Annotated in this window: 24 protein-coding genes; 10 read left to right on the top strand and 14 right to left on the bottom strand. The window is 72.6% G+C overall.

All coding sequences use genetic code 11. From position 1 onward, the window contains the following. The first annotated feature begins 26 nt into the window (after positions 1-26). Positions 27-1,529: a class I adenylate-forming enzyme family protein gene (locus tag ACFCXS_RS13885; protein ID WP_376643467.1), complete on the top strand. Its 1,503-nt coding sequence runs from the start codon at positions 27-29 to the stop codon at positions 1,527-1,529. 128 nt (positions 1,530-1,657) lie between these two features. On the opposite strand, the gene ACFCXS_RS13880 is transcribed toward ACFCXS_RS13885, so the two are convergent. After that, positions 1,658-2,170 carry an EF-hand domain-containing protein gene (locus ACFCXS_RS13880; protein WP_376643466.1) on the bottom strand — a complete coding sequence of 171 codons (513 nt, stop codon included), beginning with the start codon at positions 2,168-2,170 and terminating at the stop codon, positions 1,658-1,660. Between the two features lie 168 nt (positions 2,171-2,338). Then, positions 2,339-2,719, bottom strand: coding sequence for an STAS domain-containing protein (locus ACFCXS_RS13875; protein ID WP_030849533.1), 381 nt, complete (start codon positions 2,717-2,719; stop codon positions 2,339-2,341). Between the two features lie 362 nt (positions 2,720-3,081). Here ACFCXS_RS13875 and ACFCXS_RS13870 point away from each other — a divergent pair, with 362 nt between their 5' ends. Then, positions 3,082-3,663, top strand: coding sequence for an RNA polymerase sigma factor (locus ACFCXS_RS13870; protein WP_376643465.1), 582 nt, complete (start codon positions 3,082-3,084; stop codon positions 3,661-3,663). Then, on the top strand, positions 3,660-5,135 hold the full coding sequence (locus ACFCXS_RS13865; RefSeq protein WP_376643464.1) for a zf-HC2 domain-containing protein: 1,476 nt from the start codon (positions 3,660-3,662) through the stop codon (positions 5,133-5,135). The genes ACFCXS_RS13870 and ACFCXS_RS13865 overlap by 4 nt, the downstream gene beginning before the upstream one ends. A 78-nt stretch (positions 5,136-5,213) precedes the next feature. Here the strand turns inward: ACFCXS_RS13865 and purU are convergent, their stop codons facing one another. Further along, positions 5,214-6,095, bottom strand: a complete 882-nt coding sequence (purU, locus tag ACFCXS_RS13860) for a formyltetrahydrofolate deformylase (RefSeq protein ID WP_376643463.1) — start codon at positions 6,093-6,095, stop codon at positions 5,214-5,216. A gap of 141 nt (positions 6,096-6,236) precedes the next feature. Then, positions 6,237-6,737 carry a hypothetical protein gene (locus ACFCXS_RS13855; RefSeq protein WP_362236424.1) on the bottom strand — a complete coding sequence of 167 codons (501 nt, stop codon included), beginning with the start codon at positions 6,735-6,737 and terminating at the stop codon, positions 6,237-6,239. Positions 6,738-6,854: 117 nt separating this feature from the next. On the opposite strand from ACFCXS_RS13855, the gene ACFCXS_RS13850 reads away from it, so the two are divergent. Next, complete coding sequence (locus ACFCXS_RS13850; RefSeq protein ID WP_376643462.1) at positions 6,855-8,165, top strand: ABC transporter substrate-binding protein; 1,311 nt, start codon at positions 6,855-6,857, stop codon at positions 8,163-8,165. Positions 8,166-8,326: 161 nt separating this feature from the next. Here ACFCXS_RS13850 and ACFCXS_RS13845 read toward each other — a convergent pair whose 3' ends face one another. Beyond that, positions 8,327-10,087, bottom strand: a complete 1,761-nt coding sequence (locus ACFCXS_RS13845; RefSeq protein ID WP_376643461.1) for a hypothetical protein — start codon at positions 10,085-10,087, stop codon at positions 8,327-8,329. Positions 10,088-10,288: 201 nt separating this feature from the next. Continuing rightward, on the bottom strand, positions 10,289-11,674 hold the full coding sequence (locus tag ACFCXS_RS13840) for a transcriptional regulator (RefSeq protein WP_376643460.1): 1,386 nt from the start codon (positions 11,672-11,674) through the stop codon (positions 10,289-10,291). A gap of 327 nt (positions 11,675-12,001) precedes the next feature. Here ACFCXS_RS13840 and ACFCXS_RS13835 point away from each other — a divergent pair, with 327 nt between their 5' ends. The 3 genes from ACFCXS_RS13835 to ACFCXS_RS13825 all read left to right on the top strand — a co-directional run bounded on the left by ACFCXS_RS13835 (position 12,002) and on the right by ACFCXS_RS13825 (position 15,156). After that, on the top strand, positions 12,002-12,664 hold the full coding sequence (locus ACFCXS_RS13835; RefSeq protein ID WP_376643830.1) for a bifunctional DNA primase/polymerase: 663 nt from the start codon (positions 12,002-12,004) through the stop codon (positions 12,662-12,664). A 111-nt stretch (positions 12,665-12,775) separates the two neighbouring features. Next, a complete protein-coding gene (locus ACFCXS_RS13830) occupies positions 12,776-13,567 on the top strand; it encodes an ABC transporter ATP-binding protein (RefSeq protein ID WP_376643459.1) in 792 nt (263 codons plus the stop codon). Beyond that, positions 13,564-15,156, top strand: coding sequence for a transporter (locus tag ACFCXS_RS13825; protein ID WP_376643458.1), 1,593 nt, complete (start codon positions 13,564-13,566; stop codon positions 15,154-15,156). The genes ACFCXS_RS13830 and ACFCXS_RS13825 overlap by 4 nt, the downstream gene beginning before the upstream one ends. 22 nt (positions 15,157-15,178) lie before the next feature. On the opposite strand, the gene ACFCXS_RS13820 is transcribed toward ACFCXS_RS13825, so the two are convergent. Further along, positions 15,179-16,105: an alpha/beta fold hydrolase gene (locus tag ACFCXS_RS13820; RefSeq protein WP_376643457.1), complete on the bottom strand. Its 927-nt coding sequence runs from the start codon at positions 16,103-16,105 to the stop codon at positions 15,179-15,181. Between the two features lie 697 nt (positions 16,106-16,802). Then, positions 16,803-17,495 carry a metal-dependent transcriptional regulator gene (locus ACFCXS_RS13815; protein WP_053671441.1) on the bottom strand — a complete coding sequence of 231 codons (693 nt, stop codon included), beginning with the start codon at positions 17,493-17,495 and terminating at the stop codon, positions 16,803-16,805. Positions 17,496-17,765: 270 nt separating this feature from the next. Here ACFCXS_RS13815 and ACFCXS_RS13810 point away from each other — a divergent pair, with 270 nt between their 5' ends. Further along, positions 17,766-18,521 carry an SIS domain-containing protein gene (locus ACFCXS_RS13810; RefSeq protein WP_376643456.1) on the top strand — a complete coding sequence of 252 codons (756 nt, stop codon included), beginning with the start codon at positions 17,766-17,768 and terminating at the stop codon, positions 18,519-18,521. A gap of 107 nt (positions 18,522-18,628) precedes the next feature. Here ACFCXS_RS13810 and ACFCXS_RS13805 read toward each other — a convergent pair whose 3' ends face one another. After that, positions 18,629-20,086 carry a PAS domain-containing protein gene (locus ACFCXS_RS13805; RefSeq protein ID WP_376643455.1) on the bottom strand — a complete coding sequence of 486 codons (1,458 nt, stop codon included), beginning with the start codon at positions 20,084-20,086 and terminating at the stop codon, positions 18,629-18,631. Positions 20,087-20,540: 454 nt separating this feature from the next. Here ACFCXS_RS13805 and ACFCXS_RS13800 point away from each other — a divergent pair, with 454 nt between their 5' ends. Then, complete coding sequence (locus tag ACFCXS_RS13800) at positions 20,541-21,044, top strand: HIT family protein (protein WP_376643454.1); 504 nt, start codon at positions 20,541-20,543, stop codon at positions 21,042-21,044. A gap of 17 nt (positions 21,045-21,061) precedes the next feature. Here ACFCXS_RS13800 and ACFCXS_RS13795 read toward each other — a convergent pair whose 3' ends face one another. Next, positions 21,062-22,162: a citrate synthase 2 gene (locus ACFCXS_RS13795; protein ID WP_376643453.1), complete on the bottom strand. Its 1,101-nt coding sequence runs from the start codon at positions 22,160-22,162 to the stop codon at positions 21,062-21,064. A 285-nt stretch (positions 22,163-22,447) separates the two neighbouring features. On the opposite strand from ACFCXS_RS13795, the gene pdxH reads away from it, so the two are divergent. Next, the gene (pdxH, locus tag ACFCXS_RS13790) at positions 22,448-23,116 is read left to right on the top strand and encodes a pyridoxamine 5'-phosphate oxidase (RefSeq protein WP_376643452.1); all 669 of its coding nucleotides are present in this window, start codon (positions 22,448-22,450) and stop codon (positions 23,114-23,116) included. 3 nt (positions 23,117-23,119) lie between these two features. On the opposite strand, the gene ACFCXS_RS13785 is transcribed toward pdxH, so the two are convergent. From ACFCXS_RS13785 to ACFCXS_RS13770, 4 genes are read right to left on the bottom strand one after another with little or no spacing between them, the layout of a single operon-like run. After that, complete coding sequence (locus ACFCXS_RS13785) at positions 23,120-23,521, bottom strand: DNA-binding protein (protein ID WP_376643451.1); 402 nt, start codon at positions 23,519-23,521, stop codon at positions 23,120-23,122. Next, positions 23,518-23,766 (bottom strand): hypothetical protein, encoded by a 249-nt coding sequence (locus ACFCXS_RS13780; RefSeq protein ID WP_376643450.1) that lies wholly within the window; start codon positions 23,764-23,766, stop codon positions 23,518-23,520. The genes ACFCXS_RS13785 and ACFCXS_RS13780 overlap by 4 nt, the downstream gene beginning before the upstream one ends. A gap of 54 nt (positions 23,767-23,820) precedes the next feature. Next, positions 23,821-24,432, bottom strand: coding sequence for a TetR/AcrR family transcriptional regulator (locus ACFCXS_RS13775; protein WP_376643449.1), 612 nt, complete (start codon positions 24,430-24,432; stop codon positions 23,821-23,823). Continuing rightward, positions 24,420-25,154 (bottom strand): enoyl-CoA hydratase family protein, encoded by a 735-nt coding sequence (locus tag ACFCXS_RS13770; protein WP_376643448.1) that lies wholly within the window; start codon positions 25,152-25,154, stop codon positions 24,420-24,422. The genes ACFCXS_RS13775 and ACFCXS_RS13770 overlap by 13 nt, the downstream gene beginning before the upstream one ends. Positions 25,155-25,199 lie beyond the last annotated feature (45 nt).

Genomic DNA, 25,199 nt, shown 5'->3' with positions numbered 1-25,199 from the left:
AGCTTGCCGAGCAGCAGGGGGCATCCGTGAACGAGACCCCGCACGCCCTGAGCGCGTCCCGCACCCTGTGGGAGCTGGTCACCCGCCGTGCCGCGCTCACGCCCGACCGCCCGCTGTTCCTCCAGGACGACCGCACGCTCACCTTCGAGGCGCTGCGCGCCCGCGCCGAGCGGGTCGCGGCCGGGCTGTACGGCATGGGCGTACGCCCCGGCACGGTGGTCGCCTGGCAGCTGCCCACCCGCATCGAGACGGCCGTGCTGTCCTTCGCCCTGGCCCGCCTGGGCGCCGTGCAGACCCCGGTGATCCCCTTCTACCGGGACCGCGAGGTCGGCTTCGCGCTGCGCGAGTCCCGGGCGGAGTTCTTCGCGGTGCCGGGCACCTGGCGCGGCTTCGACCACACGGAGATGGCCCGGCGCCTGGGCGCGAAGGGCGTCTTCGAGGCCTACCACGACCTGCCGGACGGCGATCCGTCCCGGCTGCCTCCCCCGCCCACCGACGGCACTGCCGTCCGCTGGATCTACTGGACGTCCGGCACGACCTCCGACCCCAAGGGCGTGCTGCACACGGACCGTTCCCTGCTCGCGGGCGGCTCGTGCCTGGCGCACGCGCTGCGCCCCTCGGCCGGCGACATCGGCTCGATCGCCTTCCCGTACGCCCACATAGGCGGCCCCGACTACACGGTGATGCTGCTGCTGTACGGCTTCCCTGCGGTGCTGTTCGAGCAGTTCGCGCTGCCGGACGCGCTCGCGGCGTACCGCGCGCACGGGGTGACGATGGCGGGCGGGTCGACGGCGTTCTACTCGATGTTCCTGGCGGAGCAGCGCCAGCGGCCGGGAGAGCCGGTGGTGCCGTCGCTGCGGCTGCTGGCGGGCGGCGGGGCGCCCAAGCCGCCGGAGCTTTACCACGCGGTCGTGCGCGAGATGGGGGTGCAGCTCACCCACGGGTACGGCATGACCGAGGTGCCGATGATCACCATGGGGACGCCCGACGACGGCCCCGACCTGCTGGCGACGACCGAGGGGCGGCCGCCGCAGGGCATGGAGATCCGGATCGTGGACGGGGAGGTGCGGCTGCGCGGGGAGGCCGTGTGCCGCGGGTACCTGGATCCGGGGCAGACGGCGGAGGCCTTCGACGACGAGGGGTTCCTGCGCACCGGCGACCTCGGGCGGCTCACGGACACCGGGCACCTGGTGCTCACCGGGCGGCTGAAGGACGTGATCATCCGCAAGGGCGAGAACATCTCGGCCCAGGAGATCGAGGACCTGCTGCACCGGCATCCGGCGGTCGGGGACGTGGCCGTGATAGGGCTGCCCGACGCGGCGCGCGGCGAGCTGGTGTGCGCGGTGGTGGAACAGCCGCCGGGGGCCGACGCCTTGACGCTCGCGGGCGTGACCGCCTTCCTGCGCGCCGAGGGCCTGTCGGTGCACAAGCTGCCGGAGCGGCTGGAGGTGGTCGACGCCCTTCCGCGGGGCGAGACCCTGCGGAAGGTGCTGAAGTACAAGCTCCGCGAGCGCTACTCGGACAAGTGACCCAGTACGGGCAGACCCTTCAGGGGCGCGGGGAACTGCGCGAACAACCACGGACAACCCGCGGCCGCCGTCCCCGAACAACCCCCACGGCGAAGGGGCGCGACACCCTCCGGCGCGGCCGCGTGGCCCTACTCGGGCACGGTGAAGTAGCGGGCGAAGGCGGGTACGACCTCGGTCTCGCCGACCTTGCCGTCACCGTCCGCGTCGAGCGTGGCGGCGGCCGGTCCGGCGACGTCCTCGGGGACACCGAGGCACTTCAGGACCCGGCCGGCCTCCTCGACCGTCGCCGCCCCGTCACCGTCGGTGTCGGCGACGTCCAGGGCCGCGTGCAGGAAGGGGCGGGCGATCTCGGCGAACCGGTCGGGGTTGTCGCGCAGACGCTTGACCGCGCCGTTGACGAACTCCTCGCGCGTGATGCGCTGGTCGCCGTCGCGGTCCGCTATCCCGGCCATGCCCTGCCAGAAGGCCTCGGCACCGCCGTACAGGGCCTGGCCCTTGTCGGACCGGGCCGCCACGGCGAACTCCGTGAGCAGCGCCTTGGCCGCTCCGTAGAAGTCCTCGCGGTCGATGTAGCCGTTGCCGTCCTGGTCGAAGGTGGCGAACCGGGCGGCGATCCTGCGCTCGTACTCGCTGCTGACCATGTCTGTTTCGGGCCGCCTTACGTCGGGTGGGGTACGTCTGGGTCGGAGCGTACGACGGAGGGAGCCGTTCGGGCGCGCGAAAACGTCACTTGTGCCAAGACCGGGGGAATTCCGGGACAACGGCGTGCCGGAACGGCGACATCGGCCGTACCGTGCGTCATCGGGCCGTCACGCGGACAGGGGTTCGCCCTCGTCGCCGAGGGCGGCGTCCACATCGCCGTACACGTCGAACAGTCTGCGTACGCCCAGCGCGCCGAGGACCCGGTTGACGTGGGACCCGTCGGCCGCACCCCGGGCGGGCAGCACGAGACGCAGCCGGCCCTGGCAGGAGCGGATCAGCCGGCGGGCCGCGATGAGCACGCCGACGCCGCTGGAGTCGCAGAAGAACACCTCGGACAGATCCAGGACGAGACAGTGATGCCCCTCGGCCACCACGTCGTGCACGCGCTGACGCAGCACCGGCGACGTCACCAGATCCAGCTCGCCCGACACCTGGAGCACGGCCCATTCGCCCTGCTCGCCGCCGGTCACTTTGAAGGTCACCACCACGCCCTTCGATCGCCAAAACGGAAGCAGACCCTACGCTTCCTTGCAGCGCGGCTGCCCAGCGGCGGTTCCCTGAAACGCGACCCGGAAAACGGATCCCCCGCAGAAGAGGCTTGATTTAGCCGACTTCGATCCTGTTCGATCCTTTTTCGGTCATGCCTGATCGGAGCACAGCGGGGTAGGCGCGAGCCCAAAGGCCTTCGGTGCGAGCGCCGGCGCCCTCTACCACTTGCGGCCGGTCAGGGGGCGCACATTGCCACAAAGGGGCGTGCGCGACCGGACGTGCCGACTACATTCGAGGAGACATCGGGCACAGGCTGGACAGAACACGGGCGCGGTACACGAGCAGGGGGTGAAGGGGCCGCATGGCGAAAAAGGACGCACCACCCCGCTGGGACCGCAAGATGCAGCAGCGGCTCGCCCGGGGCGAAGCGGCAGCCCTCGGTGAGCTCTACGACCGGTTCGCCTCCCTCGTGCACGGCCTCGCCCACCGCGTGCTCGGCGACGAGCGCGCCGCCGACGGCATCACCCGCGAGGTCTTCATCCACGTCTGGGAGCATCCCGACACCTACGACCCCGGACAGGGCCCGCTGCGCACCTGGGTCGCCACCCTGACCCACCGGCTCGCGGTGCAGCGGCTGCGCGTCACCGAGACCGCCGCCCTCACCCGTGAAGGCTCCTGCACCACGGAAGAACTGGAGCACAGGGTGCGCCGCGCCGCGGTCGCCGCCCGCGCCGACTACATCGTGCAGTCCATGCCGGTCCCGCTGCGCTCGGCCCTGGAACGGGCCTACTTCCAGCGCCGCGACTACCGCCAGACCGCCGCCGACCTCGGCATCACCGAGGACGAGGCCCGTCGCCGCCTGCGCCTGGGCCTGCAACTGCTCTCCACCGCCCACGACACCGAGGCGCCGGGCGCACCGCCCGGATACGGGGGTGCGGTGTGAACGGGCCGGACGGGTTCGAGGCGTACGAGGACGACGACGGTCACGACGGCCACGAGGAGAAGGCCAGCACCGGGGACGAACGCGACATTCAGCATGAAAGCGGCAACAGCGGGCACGACATCGGCTCCCCTCCGGAACTCGGCACGCCCGACGGGCCGCGCGGGCCGGGGGGACCCGGACGGCCCGGAGGAACGGCGGGCTCGTGCGAGCCGGGAGGACCGGACCGGGCCGAGGCCGGTGATGCGCCGGAGCGCGGGCGCCCGCCGCGGATCCCGCTGCCCCGGGCCTCCGTCGAGGACAGTGGGATGCCGCTGCCCGCACCGGCGGAGCTCGGCGGCCTGCCGGCGCCGGCCGCACCACCCGTCTTCGAGCACCCTGTGCTGAAGGCCCTGCTCGGTGCCTGGGCACTGGCCGCGTGTTCGGCCGAGGAGGCCACGGCCGTCGAGGAGCACCTCGGCGCGTGCGGCCCCTGCGCCGACGAGGCCCGGCGGCTGCGCGAGGCGGTCGGGCTGCTGCAACGCCCCGAGAGCCTCGATCTGGACCCGGGACTGCGCACCCGCGTCCTGGACACCTGCCTGGAGCGGCGGCCGCCGCGCATCCCGGTACCGGAGTGGGCCGCCGCGTACGACGCCGAGACCGCGCGCCTGGACGCCCTGCTGCAGGACTTCGGCGACGCCGAGTGGCACGCGCCGGTACGGCTGCGCTGGTTCCGCTCGGACGGGTCGACGAGCCGCCGCACCACCGTCGCCGGGGTCATCGCGCACCTGCTCAGCGTCGACGGCCTCGTGGGGGTCGCGCTCGGCCTGGACGACCCGCTGGGCGACGTCCCGCCCCGGCGCCCTACGCCGGCGGCCCGCACCGAGGCGTTCTGGCGCGCCTCCCACTTCCCGCCGACCCGGTCCGTCCGGGCACCCTGGCGGGAGCAGAGCCACAGCCTCGTACGCACGGTGTCGTTCACGGGCGGCCGCGCCGGGAAGCTGCCGGTGTCGTACGGCGACTTCGAACTGCCCCTGCACGACGCGATGCTGGACCGCGCCTTCGAGTGCTGGGTGCACGCGGAGGACATCGCCGACGCCGTCGACTACCCCTACGACCCGCCCTCGCCGCGCCATCTGCACCGCATGATCGACCTGGCGGCACGGATGCTGCCGACGGCCCTGGCCCACCGCCGCCTGGCCGGTCTGGCCTCCCCCGCGCACCACCGCCATCTGGTCGCGGCGGGCGAACCCGGCCGCAGCCTCCGGCTGGAGATCGAGGGCTCGGGCGGCGGCGAGTGGCAGATCCCGCTGGACTCCCCCGCGGCAAAGGGCTCCGCCGAGCACGAGGTGGCCCACGTGGCCCTCGACGGCGTCGAGTTCTGCCGCCTGGCCGCCGGCCACGTCCCTCCGCAGGAGGCGGCGGCAGGCCAGATGGGAGACAAGGAGGCGATCAGAGACGTCCTGTTCGCAGCCGCCTCACTGAGCAGGATGTGAGCAACCCAGGGGCGCGGGGAACTGCGCGAACAACCACGTACAACCCGCACCCGCCACACCACGGGACGCCCCGAGCTCCTAGGCGAAAATCACCGTCCGCCGCCCATTGAGCAGAATCCGGCGCTCGGCATGCCACTTCACACCCCGCGCCAGCGCCTGGCACTCCACATCGCGCCCGATCGCGACAAGCCCCTCGGGCGTCACGTCGTGCCCGACCCGCTCGACCTCCTGCTCGATGATCGGCCCTTCGTCAAGATCAGCCGTCACGTAATGAGCGGTCGCACCGATCAGCTTCACACCCCGGGCATGAGCCTGGTGATACGGCTTCGCCCCCTTGAAGCTCGGCAGGAACGAGTGGTGGATGTTGATGATCCGCCCGGAGAGCGCCTTGCACAGATCGTCCGACAGCACCTGCATGTACCGGGCGAGCACGACCAGCTCGACACCCTCCTCACGCACGATGTCGAGCAGCCGCCCCTCGGCCTCCGCCTTCGTGTCCTTCGTCACCGGAATGTGGTGGAAGGGGAGGTTGTACGACTTCACCAGCTCGGCGAAGTCCGTGTGGTTCGACACCACTCCGGCGATCTCCACCGGCAGCGCCCCGGTCTGCGCCCGGAACAGCAGGTCGTTCAGGCAGTGCCCGAACCTGCTGACCATCAGCAGGATGCGCATCTTCTGGTCGGCCCGGTTGATCTGCCAGTCCATCTGGAAGGAGTCGCCGATCGCCGCGAAGCTGGCCCGCAGCTTCTCCACGGTCACCGGGACGTCCGCCGAGAAGTGGACCCGCATGAAGAACAGTCCCGTGTCGTGGTCGCCGAACTGCTGACTGTCCTCGATGTTGCAACCGGTCATGAACAGGTAGCTCGACACGGCGTGCACGATGCCCTTGCGGTCAGGGCAGGAAAGGGTGAGGACGTACTGGTCGGCCGGGACCGCGGCGCTGGTGGACTGCTCGTTCATGCAGGACAGGTTCCCACAAGGAACGACACCACCGGCAATCGTCCCGCAGGGCGGACCGCGTCGGAACCGCCGGGCCTGCCGGGGGCGGGACCACGCGCGGGCCCCCGGCGGAACCGCGGGGCCGGCAGGGTCGCGAAACCGCTACGCGGACCTGGTCATGATCCGCAGCACGTCCAGGCTGCGCGGCGCCGCGTCCGGCTCCTCACCGTCACTCGTGGCGAGCCGCACATGCGCGTCCCGGGCCGCCTGGACCGCCTCCGGCCACGCCTCGTGCTGGAGGTACGCGGCGACCGGCGCGTCCGGCCCGACCTGGTGCATGATCCGCAGCACCCGCAGCACCGCGGTGTCGACGAGGGCCGCCTCCTGCGAGTCGCGGAAGATCGTGCCGACGTACTTCTCGGCGGACCAGTGATCCAGCCAGGTGTCCTCGACCAGCCGGTACACCGCGTCGGTCACGTCACCGTAGCCGTCCGCACCGGCCAGCCAGACGTCCCGCTGGAACCCGGGGTCGGAGAGCATGTGCAGCGCCGAGCGCACGTTGCTGCGCCAGCGCCACCACGGCATGTCATTGACAGGCATGCCGCCCATGGTGGATGAGCGACGGCCACGACGGGAAGAGTTCTCCGAAGCTTGCACGGTCATCGATCGTACGTTCCCCTCCACATCGGTCACGCCGGCCCCTGCAATTCACCGGTGCGTCACCAATTGTTGATCCGGGATCACGCACGGGTTAGCCATGTGACGGAATCGTGCGGAACCATGACCGGCAGGCGACGCACCCGCAGCACATTCCTCCCCGGCCTCCTCACCCGTCACGCCAGACACGGCATCGTCTCGGCGGGCACGGCGGTCGCGTGCGCGTCGCTCCTCGCCGGATGCGGGGTCGTCCCCGGCACCACGGGGGATGCCGGGGACGACACCATCACCGTCATGACCTGGGCCCCGCAGGACACCAAGGCCACCAACAAACCCGGCATGCCCGCCTTCGCCCGCGCCTACGCCCGCTGGATCAACTCCAAGGGCGGGATCAACGGCCGCAAGCTCAACGTGCTGACCTGCAACGACCACAACGACAGTGTGGCCGCCGCGAAGTGCGCCCGGCGGGCCGCCAAGGAGAACGTCGTCGCGGTCGTCGGATCCTACAGCCAGTACGCGGACTCCTTCTTCCCCTCCCTCGAGGGCGCGGGCATCCCCTACATCGGCGGCTACGGCATCACCAACGCCGAGTTCACCAGCCCCTTGTCCTACCCCGTCAACGGTGGGCAGCCCGCGCTGCTCGCCGGTCTCGGCAGCGCTCTCGCCGGCTGCGGGCCCGTCGCGCTGATCCGGCCCGACACCATCGCGGGCGACCAGCTGCCCCCGCTGCTCGACTCCGGTCTGAAGGCGGGCGGGCACCGGGCCTCGAACGACCAGCGCGCGGCGGAGGACGCCACCGAGTACGACGGCCAGGCCCTGCGGGCCCTGCGCACGACGGCCGGCGACGCGACGGACGACGGGTGCGTGGTGCCCGCGCTGGGGGACCGCAACGGCACCTTCATGGACTCCTTCCGGCGGGCCCGCGAGGACTTCCCCGAGGTGCGGACGGCGACCGTGCTGGGCAGCGTCGACCAGACGGTGATCGACGCGACCGGCGGGGCGTCGGGCCCCTACGAGGGCTCGTACATCACCGGCTGGTACCCGGTGGCGAGCGACCGCCGCTGGGACGGGATGAAGCGGGTGATCCGGGAGCAGGCCTTCGGCGACAACCGCATCGACCCGGCGGACGCCGGAGTGCAGACCACGTGGATCGCCTACACGGTGTTCCGGCAGGTCGTCGAGTCGCTCGGCGACGGGGAGGTGAGTGCCGACACCGTGGCGGAAGCCCTGGACGACGGCCTGCAGGTCAGCACGGGCGGGCTCACGCCGTCGCTGCGGTGGCGTTTCCAGGACAAGCTCGCCGCCGTGGGCTTCCCACGCCTGGTGAACGCGGACGTGACCCTTCAGGTCGTGCGGGACGGGCGGCTGGTCTCGGCGCGCAAGGGCTTCGTCGACACGACGCGGACGCTGGAGAACGCCGACCTGAACGACTGAGCGGGCCGCCTGCGCATCCCTGCCACGGCGCCCTGGTCAGCGACTGCGACCCGGGCGCGGAGCGGGTGAAGAGCCCGTCCACGCACCGGCCGTTCACACCGGGCGGACCGCCCCCGTCACCGGCGCGCCGACGGCCCCGTCACCGGCGCACCGGCACCCCGTCACAGCTGCGTCGGCTGGCGCTCGGTCAGCCCGTACTTCTTCGCGATCCCGTTCCACAGCCCGGCCGCCTTGGCCTTCTCGGTGCTGGCGACGCCGCTGGCCCGGTTGCCGGCCAGGGTCTGGTTGGTGGCGCGGGCCTGGCCCTTCTTGCAGCCCTTCTTGCCGGCGGTCTGGTCGGCCCAGGCCGCGTAGTGGTTGTCGGCCGAGGCGGAGGCCTGCCAGGCCTTGGTGAGGGCGGTGGTCAGCGCGGCGTGGTCGGGCAGCTTGTCGACCTCGATGCCGGAGAGCCGGGTGACCAGCCCGCTGCGCTGCTTGGCCGCGTCCCGCAGGTTCTTCGCCGCCTGGGGGAGGTTGTCGCAGCCCTTGACGTCGGCGACCGCGCTGATGACGGTGCTGCGGCTGTTGCCGCTGTCGGAGAGCAGCTTGTCCAGCTCGACCGCCTGGGCCCGGGCCGGGTCGGCCGCCGGCGAGGCGGAGCCGTCCGTCGCGGCGGCCGAGGCGGCCACGGTCTTCTTGTCGCCGCCGTCCTCGTCACCGCCGCCTCCACCACCGGCGAGGAGTGCTCCCGCGCCGACGCCGAGCACGGCGATGCCGATGCCTACGGCGGCGATGACGGGGACGCGCGATCCGGACCGGCCACCGCGCGAACGGCCTCCGGCGGGCGGGGCGTGGGAGGGCTGGGGAGCGCCGCCGTACGCGGGCTGCGGCCGCGGCTGCTCGATGCGGGGCATCTGCTGGGTGGCACCGGCCGGGCTTTCGGCGCCCTGGTCACTGCGGAAGAGGTTGTCGAACTCGGCGGGCGGCTGCTTGTTCCCACCGGGCACCGGCGGGATGTACTGCGTCGCCTCGGCGTCCGGGTGCGAGCCCGACGGCAGCGGTCCGGCTCCCGCCCGGGGCCCGGTCCCGAGGTACCGCGTCGCCTCCGGGTCCTCCCCGGCAGGCATCTCGGGCGGCAGCGCCCCCGGGGACACCGGGGGTATGTACTGGGTCGCCCCCTCGTCGGCGGCCGGCGCGACGGGCGGCAGGTACTGCGTGGCCGCGGCGGCGTCCCCCGCGACGGGCGGTATGTACTGGGTCGCGCCCTCGTCGGCGGGCGCGGGCAGCGGCGCACCGCCGTACAGCTGCTGGGGGGCTCCCCCGCCCGGAGCGCCGTACGCCCCACCGACGCCCGGCTGACCGGCCCCGTACGCCCCGGGCCCCGGCTGCGGCTGTGCTCCACCGTCGGCGGGAGCGCCGTAGGCGTCGGCCCCCTGCGGGTATCCGTACCCGGAGCCCGCGTGCGCAGGGCCGGCCGGGCCGGAGCCCTCCGGGGGCAGCGGGGCGCCCCCGGCCGCGGTGCCGTACGGGGCGTATCCGGCGGGCGGCTGGGCCGTGCCGTACGGGTCGGGGTTCGCCGGTGTGCCGGCGTAGGGGTCCGGGGACCGGGTGCCCTCCGGGGGGAGCGCGCCCGGGGCCTGGGCGTCCCACGCGGGCTGCTCCGGGGTGCTCCACTGCTGGGGCTGGGACTGCCAGGTCTGGCCCGGCTGCGGGGGCGGGGTCTGCTGCTGACCGGGACCCCAGGGCCGGCCCCAGGTCTGGCCCTCCGCGGGGGCCGCCGTCTGCGGCGCGCCCGCCGAGGGCGGGGCGGGCCGGCGGCCGGGGGCTTCGGCGGGTCCGCCCGTCATACCCGGCAGCAGGGGTTCGCCACCGTCGGAGGGCAGCACGATGCCTTCGCGCGCGGGGCGCGCCGAGGGCTCCTCGCCCTGTCCACTCTGCGTCACCGGGACTCCTACTTATGGGGGACCTTGTGAATCGTCGGGTCACGCTACCGGGTCCCCAGAGCCCCGTGCCACGCAGCACAGGGCCCGACCACCTGCCCTGTGAGCGCGGTAACACCCGCGGATCACGGCGCGTTGCCCAGGCCACCTCCCGCGCGCGCCGTGGCCGTTTCCCGCATGTTCACGCATCCGCAGGCCCTGTGTTCACGCAGCCGCCTGCAGGTCGAGCCGCGCCCCGAACTCCCTCACCACCGCCTCGTCCCGGTACGGCTCCAGCCGCTGCTGGAAGTCCTCCAGGTACTCGGCGCCCCGGTTGGAGCGCAGCCCCTCCAGCAACTCCACGGCCTTCATGCCTGTGGCGCACGCCTCCTCGATCTCGCGCTGCTGCACCTGCGCCGTGGCCAACAGCACATATCCGATGGCCCGGCGGCGCGCCCGCGTCTCGGGGTGCCCTGCCAGCGACTCCTGCGCGCACCGGGCCGCCGCCTCGGCCTGCCCGAGGTCCCGGTGGCAGTGGGCCAACTCGTCGGCGAGGTAGGCCTCGTCGAAGTGCGCGATCCACACGGGATCGTCCCCCGCGGCCGGGTCGGCGGCCTCCAGGGCGCTCACGGCGCGCCCCGCCGAGGACTGCGCGGCGCGCACGTCGCCCATGAGGGCGTGCCCGCGCGCCTCCGCCGCCAGGAACATCGACTCCGCCCGCGGCGACACGCGCCCCCGCGCCCCCTCCTGCGCCGCCCGCGCCAACTGCGCGATCTCCCGCGGGTTCCCGAGCTGCGCGGCGAGATGGCTCATGGAGGCCGCGAGGACGTACCCGCCGTAGCCGCGGTCCCCGGCGGCCTGCGCCAGCCGCAGCGCCTGGATGTAGTAGCGCTGCGCCAGCCCGGGCTGGCCGGTGTCGACGGCCATGTACCCGGCGAGCTCCGTCAGCCGGGCCACCGCGGCGAACAGGTCCCGCCCGACCGCCTCCCGGTACGACCCCGCCAGCAGCCCCGAGACCACGCTGTTGAGGTAGTGCACGACGACCGGCCGCACATGCCCGCTGCCGTACTGGTGGTCGAGACCCACCAGGGCCTGCGTCATGGCCTGCACCGCCTGTACGTCGGACTGCCCCACCCGAGGCCCCGCCGAGCGCGACACCTGCGCGTCGGGCGCGGAGATCAGCCAGTCCCGGCTGGGCTCGACCAGCGCGGACGCGGCGACGGAGGAGCCGGACAGGAAGTCCCGTCGCCCCACGTCGCTGCGCCACAGCTCGCAGACCTGCTCGATGGCCCCCAGTACCGTCGGCGAGAACTGCAGGCCCACGCCCGAGGCGAGGTTCTTGCCGTTGGCCATGCCGATCTCGTCGATCGTGACCGTACGGCCGAGTTTGCGGCCCAGGGCCTCGGCGATGATCGCCGGTGCCCGGCCCCGTGGCTGCTGTCCGCGCAGCCAGCGCGCCACCGACGTCTTGTCGTAGCGCAGGTCGAGGCCGTGCTCGGCGCCGCACATGTTGACCCGGCGGGCCAGGCCGGCGTTGGAGCACCCGGCTTCCTGGATGAGCGCCTGGAGCCGTTCGTTCGGCTGCCTGGCGACGAGCGGCCTTGCGGCCATGGCGTACCCCCTGCTGTCTGGCGGTGCGCCTACGGGGCGCCCAAGCCTGCCCACGCACCGAGTTGACGTGTCTTCCGCGGCCGAGCCCCTCACGTCCCAGCGAAAAGATCCGGCCGTGAAGATCAATGCCCCGCCCACCAGGTGAAAATGCGAGGCATGTGAGGATTGCTGGGGTAACGGCTGTTGCCGGCCCCACACCTGGCTACCCAGCTCCGGCCACCGTTCCTCACGCGCGCCCCCGCACATGCACCCATGCGCCCCGGGAACAGCGGCGATGCTCTCCCCCGCGCACGGGGGTGGGCGTAACCCCTGGTGACGACCAGAGTTGTGTTCATCGTGGAAGAGACGATCGCCGGCACCGAAGCCGCTCAGATCCCGAAGCAGCGCGGGGAATCGCTGCTGGAGACCGCTGTTCGCTACGCCGAGGAGCGCCACTGGGACGTGTTCCCCGGCACCTGGCTGGAGGCCGTCGACGGCAACCAGCGCTGCTCCTGCGGTGACGCGGCGTGTCCCGCGCCGGGGTCGCACCCGGCGCGTCCGGACTGGGCGACGCAGGCGACGGGCAGTGCGACGGTCGCGCGGCGGATGTGGCAGAAGCAGCCGACCGCGTCGATCCTGCTGCCGACGGGGCGGACCTTCGACGCGATCTCCGTACCGGAGACAGCCGGGTTCCTCGCGCTCGCGCGGATGGAGCGGATGGAGCTGACGCTCGGGCCGGTGACGCTCACGCCGGATCGGCGGATGGAGTTCTTCGTGCTGCCCGGGGCCGGGGTGAAGGTGCCCGACCTGGTGCGGAAGCTGGGGTGGTCGGTGTCGTCGCTGGATCTGACCGTGCTGGGTGAGGGGGCGTACGTGGCTGCGCCGCCCACGCGGTTCGGGTCCCGTGGGGCCGTGCAGTGGGCCTGCCGGCCGACCCCGGCGAACCGGTGGCTGCCGGATGCGGAGGAGTTGATCTCGCCGTTGGCCTATGCGTGCGGCAGGGACCGTTAGGCGCGCCTTCTCGTCCGCCTGGTTCGTCCTCGTCGGCGGCCGCGGGTCGTCCGTGGCCGATCGCGCGGTTCCCCGCGCCCCTGGGGCACCACCGAAACCGTAGGGTGCAAGGTGACGGAGGGAGGCGCGGTGGGGACCAGCGCTGTGCGTGTGCAGGGGCTCTGGAAGCGGTTCGGGCAGCAGGTTGCCGTTGCCGGGGTCGATCTCGATCTGCCCGCGGGCAAGTTCATCGGGCTCGTCGGGCCGAACGGGGCCGGGAAGACCACCACCTTGTCGATGGTGACCGGGCTGCTCCGGCCCGACCACGGGACCGTCGAGGTGGTCGGGCACGACGTGTGGCGGGACCCCGTCGAGGTGAAGGCCCGGATCGGGGTGCTCCCGGAGGGACTGCGGCTCTTCGAGCGGCTGTCGGGGCGGGAACTGCTCGCGTACACGGGGCGGTTGCGCGGGCTGCCCGGTGCCGAGGTGGACAAGCGGGCCACGCAGCTCCTCGACGTCCTCGACCTGGCCGGGGCCCAGCACAAACTGGTCGTCGACTACTCGACGGGCATGCGCAAGAAGATCGGGCTCGCCGCCGCCCTCCTCCACAATCCCGAAGTGCTGTTCCTGGACGAGCCGTTCGAGGGCGTCGACCCGGTCTCCGCGCAGACCATCCGGGGCGTCCTGGAGCGGTACACCGCCTCGGGCGCCACGGTCGTGTTCTCTTCCCACGTCATGGAGCTCGTCGAGTCGCTGTGCGACTGGGTCGCGGTGATGGCCGCCGGGCGGATCCGCGCCACCGGCACGCTCGCCGAGGTGCGCGGGGACGCGCCCTCGCTGCAGCGGGCCTTCCTCGAACTCGTCGGCGCCCAGGGCCGGGACGCCGGCTCGGACCTCGACTGGCTGGGCGGTGGGTCGCGGTGAGCACCCCCGCGATCACCCCCGTCTTCGTCCGGCTGAAGCTGTCGCTGCTGCGCAACGGGCTGCGGCAGTCCGGCGGGCGCAAGGCCGCCTACATCACGTCGGCCGTCTTCGCCCTGCTGTTCGCCGCGCTCCAGCTGATCGGCCTGATCGCGCTGCGCGGGCACGCGCACGCCGAGTCGGTGGTGGTGCTGGCCGTGGCGGTGCTGGGGCTCGGGTGGGCGGTGATGCCGCTGTTCTTCCCCACCGGTGACGAGACCCTCGACCCGACCCGGCTGGTGATGCTGCCGCTGCGCCCCCGGCCACTGGTAGGGGCGCTGCTGACGGCCTCGCTGGTGGGCATCGGGCCGTTGTTCACGCTGTGTCTGCTGGTCGGTTCCGTGATCGCGGTGGCACGGGGCGGGGCCGCGTTCGTGGTGGGTGTGCTCGCCGTGGTGCTGGCGCTGCTGGTGTGCGTGGCGCTCGCGCGGGCCGTCGCCGCCGCCAACGTACGGCTGCTGACCAGCCGCAAGGGGCGGGACCTCGCGGTGCTCAGCGGGCTCGTCATCGCGATCGGGGCGCAGGTCGTCAACTTCGGCGCGCAGCGGCTCGGGGCGTCGGGGCTGGGCGAGCTCGACCCGGTGGCGGAGGTGCTGCGGTGGGTGCCGCCGGCGTCGGCGGTGTGGGCCGTGCACGCGGTGAGCGAGGGGTCCTACGGTCTCGCGCTCGCGCAACTGGCGCTGACCGCCGGTGCGCTGGTGGCGCTGCTCGCGCTCTGGTCGCGGCATCTGACGCGGCTGATGACCTCGCCCGACGGGTCCACCCTGCCGAGCGCCGGGCCGGCCGCCCGGGAGCGCTCCTCGACGGGGCTGGGGAAGCTGCTCCCCGCGGGACGTACGGGCACGGTCATGGAGCGCAGCCTGCGGTACGTGTGGCGCGACCCGAAGACCAAGGCCGCCTGGGTGACCTCGCTGGCCATCGGGCTGATCGTGCCGGTGTTCAACGCCTGGCAGGGCACCGGGTCGGTGTACTTCGCGTGTTTCGCCGCCGGGATGCTCGGCATCCAGATGTACAACCAGTTCGGGCAGGACACCTCCGCGTTCTGGATGGTCGCGCTGACGATCTCGTCGCCCCGGGACGCCTACGTCGAGCTGCGCGCCCGGGCGTACGCCCTGCTGCTGATCACCCTGCCGTACGCCACGCTGGTCACCGTGGTGACGACCGCCATGCTGGACGACTGGCGGCGGCTGCCCGAGGCGCTGGGGCTGTCCTTCGCGCTGCTCGGCGCGATGCTCGCGACCGGGGCGTGGACGTCCGCCCGCTTCCCCTACTCCATCCCGCAGGAGGGCTACAAGAACGTCGCCCCCGGGCAGACCGGGCTCGCCTGGATCTCCATCTTCGGCGGGATGATGGCGGCCGCCCTGCTGTGCGCGCCCGTCATCGCGCTCACGATCTGGCTGAACGTGAGCGCCGACGGCGACGCCTGGACCTGGCTGCTGCTGCCGGCGGGCACGGCCTACGGGGCGGCGCTGACGGCGGCGGGGCTGAAACTGGCCGCCCCGCGGACGGCCCGGCGACTGCCGGAGATCCTGGCGGCGGTCAGCAAGGGGTGAGGCACCCGCCGGTGGCCGACCGTCAGATGTCGGGGTCGCTGGTGTCGTCGCCCAGCGAGTCCAGGAACGGCTCGATGGCGGCGCGCCAGGCCTCCGGCTGGTCGTAGTGCACCAGGTGACCGGCGTCGGCCACCTCCGCGTACTGGCCGCGGGGCAGGACCCGGACCATCTCCTGGGCCTCGGCGCGGCCCAGCTCGCCGTCCAGACCGCGCACGACCAGGGCCGGGCAGCGGACCTGGGCCAGCTCCTCCCAGTGCGCGTCGTACACCCAGGTCTCGCGGGAGCGGAGCATCTGCTCCGGTTCGAAGACGGGGCGCCAGCCGTCCGGGGACTCGGCCATCACCTCGGCGTAGAACTCGCCACGGGCCGGATTGGGTCGCTCCACCCAGGGGTCGTCCTCGCCGAACCACTTGCGGACGTCGGCGAGCGTGGCGAAGGGCAGCGGCCAGGACTCGAACCACTGGCCCCACTCGCGCTGCGAGGCGGCACCGAGCGCGGAGGCCCGCATGTCGCAGATGATCAGCCCGCGGACCAGGTCGGGACGCTTGGCGGCGAGCTGCCAGGCGGTCAGCGCGCCCATGGCGTGCCCGATGAGGACGACCCGGGCGAGGCCGAGCTGCTCCAGGGCGGCCTCGGCGTCTTCGACGTAGGCGTCACGGGTGAAGGCGCCCTGCGGGGGTTTGTCGCTGCGGCCGTGGCCGCGCTGGTCGAGGGCGACCGCGCGGTAGCGCGCGGACAGCCAGCGGGCGGTGGACGCCCAGTGCGAGGCGCGGCCCATGAGGCCGTGCAGTAACAGCACGCCGGGCGAGCCCTCCGGCGCGGTGTGCCCGTCGTGCGCTCCCTGTCCGTCCTGCGCGTCCTGCGCCGGGTCGGGCTTGGGCGGGTCGCCGAACTCCCAGGCCGCCAGGCGTACGCCGCCCGTCCCGGTCACGTCGATGCGTCGCGCCATGTCTGGCACCCCCCAAGCTTCGCGCGGACCGCGGCTCCCTGGAGCCGTCCGGTCCTGTGAACCGTGTTCTGCCTGCTGTGCCTTCTGCCGTGCCTTCGGTCGTGCTGGTTGTGTACTGGTTGCCGTACCCGTTCGGTCCAAGTGTGCCGTGCGCCGCCCGCAGACTATCGAATGCGCATTCGAGGATGAGGTTCTCGCGGGCAACACCCCTCGTTCGGGTGACCACTCTCGGGGATTGATCGCCGCTGTCGAGGGGAGATCTTCAGCGGGAGGCGGACCGCTCGGGGAAACCGGTCCGAGGGGAATGACCCTGAGAGCTCGGGGCTCCGGGTCAGCACAGGGGAGGACAGGCCCCGGCGCCACACGGCGCCGGGGCCCTCCGCGTCTTCACGGCACATCCTCCCGCCCCCTCCCCGGCCGGGCGGCATCACTGTCGAGCCGCGGCCAAGAGCCCCTCAGGTCATATGCCTCACGCGACAGCGTCGCACGGGAAACGGACGAGCGCTGCGATTCCGCGGACTGAATGCCGGATTCGGTCCGGATCACGCCAACGGCAGCAAGGACCGCATACGGAAAGGGAGTTGACCGGACACCGGACGGTGGACGGCGAAACGCGGACAGCGGCCGACGGACGGGGGGCCCGGGTCGGCGGAGTCAGGGCCGTCCGCTCGGCGCCGGTGCACGCACGCCGCTCCGCTCAGGGCTTGGCGACGAACACGTGGGATGCGATGTCCGACTCCAGCTCGGCCGCCTCGCCACCGCTGCCCACCAGCACCCCGCCCGCCGACTCGGTCACGCTCACCACCGAGCCGGGCTGCACGCCCGCCCGCCGCAGCGTGTACATCAGCTGCGCGTCCGTCTGGATCGGCTCGCCGATCCGGCGCACCACGACCGTCTTGCCCTCGGCGCCCGGGTCGAGGCTGGCCAGCGACACCATGCCCTCGTCCAGGAACGGGTCGGCACCGTCCTTCTCGCCCAGCTCCTCCAGGCCCGGGATCGGGTTGCCGTACGGCGACTCCGTCGGGTGCCGCAGCAGCTCCAGCACGCGGCGCTCCACGGCCTCGCTCATCACGTGCTCCCAGCGGCACGCCTCCGCGTGGACCTGCTCCCACTCCAGACCGATCACGTCGACGAGCAGACACTCGGCGAGGCGGTGCTTGCGCATCACGCGCGTGGCCAGCCGGCGGCCCTCGTCGGTCAGCTCCAGATGCCGGTCGCTGGCGACGGACACCAGACCGTCGCGCTCCATCCGGGCCACGGTCTGGCTGACGGTCGGCCCGCTCTGGTCCAGCCGCTCGGCGATACGGGCGCGCATAGGGACCACACCCTCTTCCTCCAGCTCGAGGATGGTGCGGAGATACATCTCCGTGGTGTCGATCAGTCCGGACATACGTGCCCCTCGAATGAGATCTGCCGGAGGCTGGACGGCTCACCGGCGTGTGCGCTGGCCCTGCACCCAATTCTGCCGGATACCACCGACAACCGTGCCGCCGGAGGCGAAGCGGGGGATTACCCGGCCGCGCGCAAGGGTACGGACTTGTCCTTCGGGACGTCCCGGCACCCGGCGCACGGCGCGCGCGGCCGTATTGACACCGCACTGGTCCAGACCGCACCGTGATGCGCGGCACAAGCCGCCGAGGCCAGCTTGAAGGGACCCCGTATGAGCGACCGCGCGCCGGCCGGCCAGTTCCTCGACGCCTCGATCGGCCTGCTGCGGCGGCTCCGCGACGAGGAGACCGGCAGCATCGCCGCGGCCGGGACGCTCCTCGCCGACACCGTCGCGGCCGGTGGCCGGCTCTTCGCCTTCGGCGCCGGGCACTCCTCCCTCGCCGCGCAGGACCTCGTCTACCGCGCCGGGGGTCTCGCGCTGATGAACCTGCTCATCGTGCCCGGTGTCGTCGGCGTCGACGTGATGCCCGCGCCGCTCGGCTCCGCCCTGGAACGCGTCGACGGCCTCGCGAGCGCCGTCCTCGACAGCTCCCCGCTCCGCGAGGGGGACGCGCTGCTGATCATCTCCCTGTCCGGGCGCAACGCGCTGCCCGTGGAGATGGCCATGAGCGCCCGCGCCCTGGGCGTGAAGGTCATCGGCGTGACATCGGTGGCCTACGCCTCGGAGACGAAGTCACGGCATTCGTCCGGGACGTATCTGAAGGACCACTGCGACCTCGTCCTCGACTCGAAGATCGCGGTCGGGGACGCGGAACTCACCCACGACGACATCCCGGCCCCCTTCGCCCCGGCCTCGACGGTCGTCACCTCGGCCCTCCTCCAGGCCGTCATGGCGACGACCGCCACCACCCTCGCCGACCGCGGCATCGAACCGCCCCTGCTGCGCTCGGGGAACGTCGACGGCGGCCACGACTGGAACGCCCGGGTGATGGAGCAGTACCGGGACCGGATCTTCTACCGGCATTGAAGGCGGCGGCGGGTCCGCGTCGTCCACCCGCCGGTACGCTCACTCCCGCCCGGCAGCCGGTTCACTCCCAGCCCCGTAGCCCGCTCACTCCCCGCCCCGTAGCCCGCTCACTCCCTGCCCGACATCCCCGCCAGATCCAGGGCTGCGGCGATCCGGACCGCCACGTCCTCGGCGTACAGCGCGTCGGAGCGTTCGAAAGCGCTGCGGCCCGCGCCCCGCAGGAACGTGACGACGCCCAGGGTCCGGCCCCGGCTGCGCAGCACCGCGCACAGGGCGTGAACCGCGTCCGCGGGCCACTGGCGGGCCAGGGCCCACTCCCGGGCCGCCTCCGGCCGGGCCGCGCCCGCACTCGCGCGCAGGGCCCCCACCCGCTCCACGCACTGCACGGCCGGGTGCCCCTCCCCGTAGCGGACGGGAAGGCCCGCGTGCCCGGACAGGCGGCTCGGTCCCGGCGCTCCGGAGGGTGTGGCGGCGACCCGGACCAGCCGGACGGGCTCCTCGGCCTCCGCGTCGCCCAGCGCACCGCCGGCGACCCGGTCGATCAGCGCGTGGTCGGCGAAACCGGCCAGGGCGAAGTCCAGGTGGACCGTCGCCGCCTCCGCCGGGTCCTCGCACTCGGCCGCGGCCCGCGACGCCCGGTGCAGCTGCTGCGTACGGAACCGCAGCAGGGACGCCTCCTGCTCGGCCTGCTTGGTCTCCGTCACGTCCTGGAACAGCCAGCCCACACCCAGTGGTACCGGCTCCTCCGCGAGCGGCGAGGCCAGCCGCAGGAAGCCGCTGCGCCAGCATCGCCGCCGCTCCCCTTCCGGCGTCCGCACGCTCACCCACACCTCGGCGGGCGCCGGTGGCGCACCCTCCGCCAGCACGTGCTGCAGCGCGCTCTCCAGCTCCTCCACGCCCTGCGACAGCAGCTCCCCGAGCGGCCGCCCCAGCACCGACGTGCGCCCCGTGCCCAGTGCCCGGGCCGCGTGCGCGTTCACCACCGCCGGCCGCAGGTCCACGTCCACCAGCACGACACCCCAGCCGGCGTCCTCGAACAGCGCCTCGCTCAGCGCGATCGACCGCTCCAGGTCGATCTGCGTGTGCACCTCGCTGAACGCGCAGTACACGCCCGCCGGCTTTCCGTCGGGCCCGCGCACCGCCGCCGACTGGGTCCGCACGAGAACCCGGCCGCCGTCCTTCGTCAGCAGAGCGAACTCGTGCACCTGCCTGCCGGAGGCGTGCATCGACGACAGCAGCCGGCCCTCGACCTCCTCGGCGTCGGCGGTGCGCACGGCCCACCCGGCCAGCCCGCGCCGCCCGACGGCTTCCTCCGCACTCCAGCCGAGAATCCGCTCGGCCTCGCGGTTCCAGTGCGTGACGACGCCGTCGGCGTCGAACGCGCACAGCGCCGCGTCCATCCCGTCCAGCAAAGCGGCAAGCAGATCCGAACCATCCGAACTGTCCCGCTCGGGCTCGTCCGGCCCCAGCTCGTCGGTGGTCCCACTACGCCGGGAAGCACTCACCTGGACCCCCTGCAGGCTGCGTCCGCACGTACGGCACGTCGGTTCGCTCCTTGCAATCATTCAACTCGAACGTGACCCAGCGCACACCGAGTTCCCAGAACATTGAAGGAATCGTTGTACTGCGGCAATGCCCACGTCAACGCAACAGAAACGTTCATCCGGAGCGTCGGCAGCCCGGCCGACGCCCTCGGTCGGTCAACTGGTCGGTCACGGAGTCAAGGTCTCGAAAAAACAGGTTGATCCGAGGCCGAAGGGTTCCTAGGGTTGCAAGCACTTCAGAAGGGAGGTGGTTCGGCAGATGTATGGATACCGGACGGAAGAGGTGGCTGCGGGCTAGCGGCCCGTCACCACATTCAGTGCGGTGCCGAGCCAGCGCGTGAGCGAGCGCGCAGCCGGCCCAATCTCAAGCAGTCACCCGACCCGCGAGTCGCCGGTACGTCCGGCCGGCTCCTCTCCGGAGGAACCAGACTCGCGGGTCGCCTGCGTTTCCGAGGTGCGACGGGGGGCGACGACGGTGGACGGGTGGCGCGAGGACCGGATCGGCAGCGCTCTGCGGGGTGAGAACCCGGCCGTGCTGCGGAGGCTGGCCTCCGGGTTCGCGGTGATCGGTGATGTGCAGTTCCTGCCCGGCTACTCGGTGCTGCTGACCGACGATCCCGCGGTGCAGCGGCTGTCCGAGCTGCCGCGGAGCGCGCGGCTGGCGTTCCTCGCCGACATGGACCGGCTGGGGGAAGCCGTCGAGCGGGCCTGCCGACGGGTGGAGTCGGGGTTTCTGCGGGTCAATCTGGAGATCCTCGGGAACGCCGACGCGTTCCTGCACGCGCATGTGTGGCCGCGGTACGAGTGGGAGCCCGAGGAACTGGTGCGCAAGCCCGTGTGGCTGTATCCGCGGGAGATGTGGCGCGAGGAGCGGTATGTGCTCGGATCCGGGCACGACCGGCTGCGGGCTGCCGTCGGGGAGGAGCTGGACCGGCTCACGGGCGGGGGCGTGGGGACGGCCTCACCCGGGGGCGGGTGAGGCCGTGAGGGTGCGGATCAGTGGGCGATGTCCTCGTAGCCCTCGATCTCGCGGGGGTTGCGGGTGCCCGGGCCGACGTAGCGGGCCGAGGGGCGGACCAGGCGGCCCGTGCGCTTCTGCTCCAGGATGTGGGCGGACCAGCCGGCGGTGCGGGCGCAGGTGAACATGGACGTGAACATGTGGGCCGGGACCTCGGCGAAGTCCAGGACGATGGCCGCCCAGAACTCGACGTTCGTGGCGAGGACGCGGTCGGGCCGGCGGGCGTGGAGCTCCGCGAGGGCCGCCTTCTCCAGGGCCTCGGCGACCTCGAAGCGGGGGGCGCCCAGCTCGCGGGCGGTGCGGCGCAGGACCCTCGCCCTCGGGTCCTCGGCGCGGTAGACGCGGTGCCCGAAGCCCATCAGGCGTTCGCCCTTGTCGAGGGCGTTCCTGACGTAGGCCTCCGCGTCGCCCGTGCGCTCGATCTCCTCGATCATGCCGAGGACGCGGGAGGGGGCGCCGCCGTGGAGCGGGCCGGACATCGCGCCCACCGCGCCGGAGAGCGCCGCCGCCACGTCCGCGCCGGTCGAGGCGATCACGCGGGCCGTGAAGGTGGAGGCGTTCATGCCGTGCTCCGCGGCGCTCGTCCAGTACGCGTCCACCGCCGCGACGTGCTTGGGGTCCGGCTCGCCGCGCCAGCGGATCATGAAGCGTTCGACGACGGACTGCGCCTTGTCGATCTCCCGCTGCGGGACCATCGGCAGGCCTTGGCCGCGGGCGGACTGGGCGACGTAGGAGAGCGCCATGACGGCCGCGCGGGCCAGGTCGGCCCGGGCCTGCTCGGCGTCGATGTCGAGGAGGGGTTTGAGGCCCCAGACGGGCGCGAGCATGGCCAGGGCGGACTGGACGTCCACGCGGATGTCGCCGGAGTGCACGGGGATGGGGAACGGCTCGGCGGGCGGCAGGCCGGGATTGAAGGCGCCGTCGACGAGGAGGCCCCAGACGTTGCCGAAGGAGACGTGGCCGACGAGGTCCTCGATGTCGACGCCGCGGTACCGGAGTGCGCCGCCCTCCTTGTCGGGTTCGGCGATCTCCGTCTCGAACGCGACGATTCCCTCGAGCCCGGGTACGAAGTCGGACATCAGGCGGCTCCTCGTGATGTAAGTGACAGATGGTGTCGATGTGGGGCTGGGCGAACGAACCATGTGTCAGTCAGCTGGCGAAGCGTGCGCCGTCCACGGGATCCACGGTCGTGTACGGCGACTCGCGGTCCTGGCCGGTTGCCCCTGTGATGCCCCGTACGGCAGGCGGTCACCCAATCGGAACGGCACGGAAACGATATCCCCGAGTGCCACACTTGGGGAGGGGTCACGGCACTCAGTGCCATGCAGTGACGAAGGACACCGTCCGTACGGCAAGATGACCGGGTGACCGACCGCGACGACGTCCCCTTCGATCTGGCCTCGATGCGCAAGCAGTACCGAGCCGAGGGGCTCTCCGAGACCGAGCTGGCCGCGACGCCCGTCGAGCAGTTCGCGCGCTGGTTCAAGCAGGCCGCGACGGACGGCGGGCTGTTCGAGCCGAACGCCATGATCGTCTCGACGGCCGACGCCGAGGGGCGGACGAGCGCCCGTACGGTGCTGCTGAAGCACTTCGACGAGCAGGGGTTCGTCTTCTACACGAACTACGACTCCCGCAAGGCGCGCGACCTGGCGGAGAACCCCTACGTCTCGCTGCTGTTCCCCTGGCACCCCATGGCACGGCAGGTCATCGTGACCGGGGTCGCCCGGCGCACCGGCCGGGACGAGACGGCGGCGTACTTCCGCACCCGGCCGCACGGCTCACAGCTCGGGGCGTGGGCCAGCGCCCAGTCCTCGGTGATCTCCACCCGGGCCGACATCGACGCCGCGTACGCCGAGCTGGCCGCCCGCTACCCGGAGGGCGAGCAGGTGCCGGTGCCGCCGCACTGGGGCGGCTTCCGGGTGGCCGCGCAGACCGTGGAGTTCTGGCAGGGCCGCGAGAACCGGCTGCACGACCGGTTGCGGTACGTGGAGCGGCCCGACGGGAGCTGGCGGGTGGAGCGGCTCAGTCCGTGAGGTTCAGATGCCGATGAGCCGGACTCGGTCGCCGCACAGCCGCGCCATGTCGTCGACATCGGACGTCAGCACGGCCACGGGGCCCGGCTGCCGCAGTGCCACCTCGGCGACGGTCGCGTCGATCGCGTACTTGTGGCCGTGCAGCCCGGCGGCCTTCAGCAGTTCCGCGGATGCCCTCGCGGCGCCCTCGGTCACCGGCTCGACCTTGACGCGGGAGAGCGCCCACTGCAGTCGAGGCATGTTCACCCGCGCATGGCTGACTTCCACGATGGTGTTGGCGCCGATGACGAAATCGGCACCCATGGCGTGGAAAACCTGGAACATCGCCAGGATCTTGCGGTCCTGGGTGATCCAGGCGGACAGCCCCTGAGAGTCGAGGACAACCGTCTCGACGTGCTCCATCACGCCGCGCTCGCCGACCCCCCGGCGTCCGTCGTGCCGAAGATCCGGGAGTGGGCCTCCGCCAGCTCCTCCTGAGTGAACGCCCCGTGCTCCTCCTGGTGGCGCACCAGGTCGGCGCCGAGCAGCTGATGCCGCAGCTGGCGTGCCACCGCCTCGGCGACATAGCCGGAGACGTTGTCGGTGAGCTTCCTGAGTTCGGCGACCTGGTCGGTCGGCAGTGTCACCGTGATGCGCGTCGTGTCCGCCATGCCCCGAGCATACTGCGGTATGCGCATCCCGGGTCCGTGCCGGCACCAGCGCCCTCAGCCCAGCGTCTCCTCCAGCAGCCCGGCCCACTGCGCGACCACCCGTTCCCGGCGGGCCGTGTCGTCGGTGAGGAGGTTGGCCAGGCCCAGGCCGCGGGCCATGTCCAGGAGGCCCTGGACGGTCTCGCGGACGCCGGGGGCGGACTCGTCGGCGGCGAGGAGGTCGACGGCTATGCGGTGGGTCTCGCGGCCGACGCGGGATTCGAGTTCGGTGACGCGGGGCCGCAGCTGCTCCTCGTTGGAGGCGGCGACCCAGAGGTGGAGGGCGGCGCGGAAGAGAGGGCCCGTGTAGAGGTCGACCAGGGCGGCGACGACGGCCTGACGGTCGCCGGCCGCGCCGTCGGGGAAGAGGGCGCGCAGGGCGGTGGAGCGTTCCTCCGCGACGTACTCGACAGCCGCCGTGAAGAGGTCCTCGCGGGTCGGGAAGTGGTGCTGGGCGGCACCGCGGGAGACGCCGGCGCGTTCGGCGACCACGGAGACGGTGGAGCCCGCCCAGCCGTGTTCGGCGAGGCAGGACACGGCGGCTTCGAGGAGCCGCTGCCGGGTGGCCCGGCTGCGGTCCTGCTTGGGGACTCTCTCCGCACGGTCGGCCGTGCTCACACCACCCATGCCGGATCCCGTCGTTCGAGGAAGGCCGTCATCCCCTCGCGGGCCTGCGGGGAGGTGAACAGCCGGGCCGAGAGCGCGGTCAGGTCGGCGGCGTCCCGGTCGAAGGCTTCCAGCACCCTAGCCGTGAGCAGCCGTTTGGTCTCGGCCAGGGCGTCGGGGGCCGACTTGCGCAGGCCTTCCATGATCGGTTCCAGGGCTGTGTCGACGTCGTCCGCGCAGGTGGTGAGCAGGCCGGCGGCCGTGGCTTCCGCCGTGTCGAAGCGTTCGCCGGTGAGGAAGTAGCGGGCGAGGGCGCGGGGGTCGGTGCGGGGCAGGAGCGGCAGGGAGATGACGGCGGGGGCGACGCCGATGCGGACCTCGGTGAAGGCGAAGGTGGCCTGCGTGGAGGCGGCGGCGATGTCGCAGGCGGCCAGGAGGCCGAGGCCGCCCGCGCGGACGTGCCCGGTGACCCGGGCGAGGACCGGTTTGGGCAGCTCGATGATCTGCCGCAGCAGGGCGACCAGGGCTTCCGGCTGTGGAGGGTCCTTGAGGTCGGCGCCCGCGCTGAACGTGTCGCCGGTGTGGGTGAGGACGACCGCGCGGACGCCGGTGTCCTTGCCGGCGTCCGTGAGCGCGTCGGCCAGTTCGCCGATCAGGGTGGCCGAGAGGGCGTTGCGGTTGTGCGGCGAGTCGAGGGACAGGGTCACCACGGCACGGGCGCGGGTAGGGGCGATCAGCATCATGCGCTCTCCCTGAGCTGTCGGCGGAGGAACTTGCCAGGGTCCGGG

Source organism: Streptomyces sp. NPDC056373, from assembly GCF_042262425.1.
GTDB lineage: Bacteria > Actinomycetota > Actinomycetes > Streptomycetales > Streptomycetaceae > Streptomyces.
The sequence above is the reverse complement of the archived record's forward strand: the minus strand, read 5'-3'. Positions and strand labels throughout refer to the sequence as shown.

What these genes read in the sequence shown, in the direction of transcription:
- ACFCXS_RS13880 (WP_376643466.1), bottom strand. Translation starts at nt 2,170, where the DNA reads ATGGTCAGCAGCGAGTACGAGCGCAGGATCGCCGCCCGGTTCGCCACC.
- ACFCXS_RS13810 (WP_376643456.1), top strand. Translation starts at nt 17,766, where the DNA reads ATGAGCGACCGCGCGCCGGCCGGCCAGTTCCTCGACGCCTCGATCGGC.
- purU (WP_376643463.1), bottom strand. Translation starts at nt 6,095, where the DNA reads ATGAACGAGCAGTCCACCAGCGCCGCGGTCCCGGCCGACCAGTACGTC.
- ACFCXS_RS13780 (WP_376643450.1), bottom strand. Translation starts at nt 23,766, where the DNA reads ATGGCGGACACGACGCGCATCACGGTGACACTGCCGACCGACCAGGTC.
- ACFCXS_RS13855 (WP_362236424.1), bottom strand. Translation starts at nt 6,737, where the DNA reads ATGACCGTGCAAGCTTCGGAGAACTCTTCCCGTCGTGGCCGTCGCTCA.
- ACFCXS_RS13815 (WP_053671441.1), bottom strand. Translation starts at nt 17,495, where the DNA reads ATGTCCGGACTGATCGACACCACGGAGATGTATCTCCGCACCATCCTC.
- ACFCXS_RS13870 (WP_376643465.1), top strand. Translation starts at nt 3,082, where the DNA reads ATGGCGAAAAAGGACGCACCACCCCGCTGGGACCGCAAGATGCAGCAG.
- ACFCXS_RS13850 (WP_376643462.1), top strand. Translation starts at nt 6,855, where the DNA reads ATGACCGGCAGGCGACGCACCCGCAGCACATTCCTCCCCGGCCTCCTC.
- ACFCXS_RS13795 (WP_376643453.1), bottom strand. Translation starts at nt 22,162, where the DNA reads ATGTCCGACTTCGTACCCGGGCTCGAGGGAATCGTCGCGTTCGAGACG.
- ACFCXS_RS13840 (WP_376643460.1), bottom strand. Translation starts at nt 11,674, where the DNA reads ATGGCCGCAAGGCCGCTCGTCGCCAGGCAGCCGAACGAACGGCTCCAG.
- ACFCXS_RS13770 (WP_376643448.1), bottom strand. Translation starts at nt 25,154, where the DNA reads ATGATGCTGATCGCCCCTACCCGCGCCCGTGCCGTGGTGACCCTGTCC.
- ACFCXS_RS13775 (WP_376643449.1), bottom strand. Translation starts at nt 24,432, where the DNA reads ATGGGTGGTGTGAGCACGGCCGACCGTGCGGAGAGAGTCCCCAAGCAG.
- ACFCXS_RS13805 (WP_376643455.1), bottom strand. Translation starts at nt 20,086, where the DNA reads ATGATTGCAAGGAGCGAACCGACGTGCCGTACGTGCGGACGCAGCCTG.
- ACFCXS_RS13820 (WP_376643457.1), bottom strand. Translation starts at nt 16,105, where the DNA reads ATGGCGCGACGCATCGACGTGACCGGGACGGGCGGCGTACGCCTGGCG.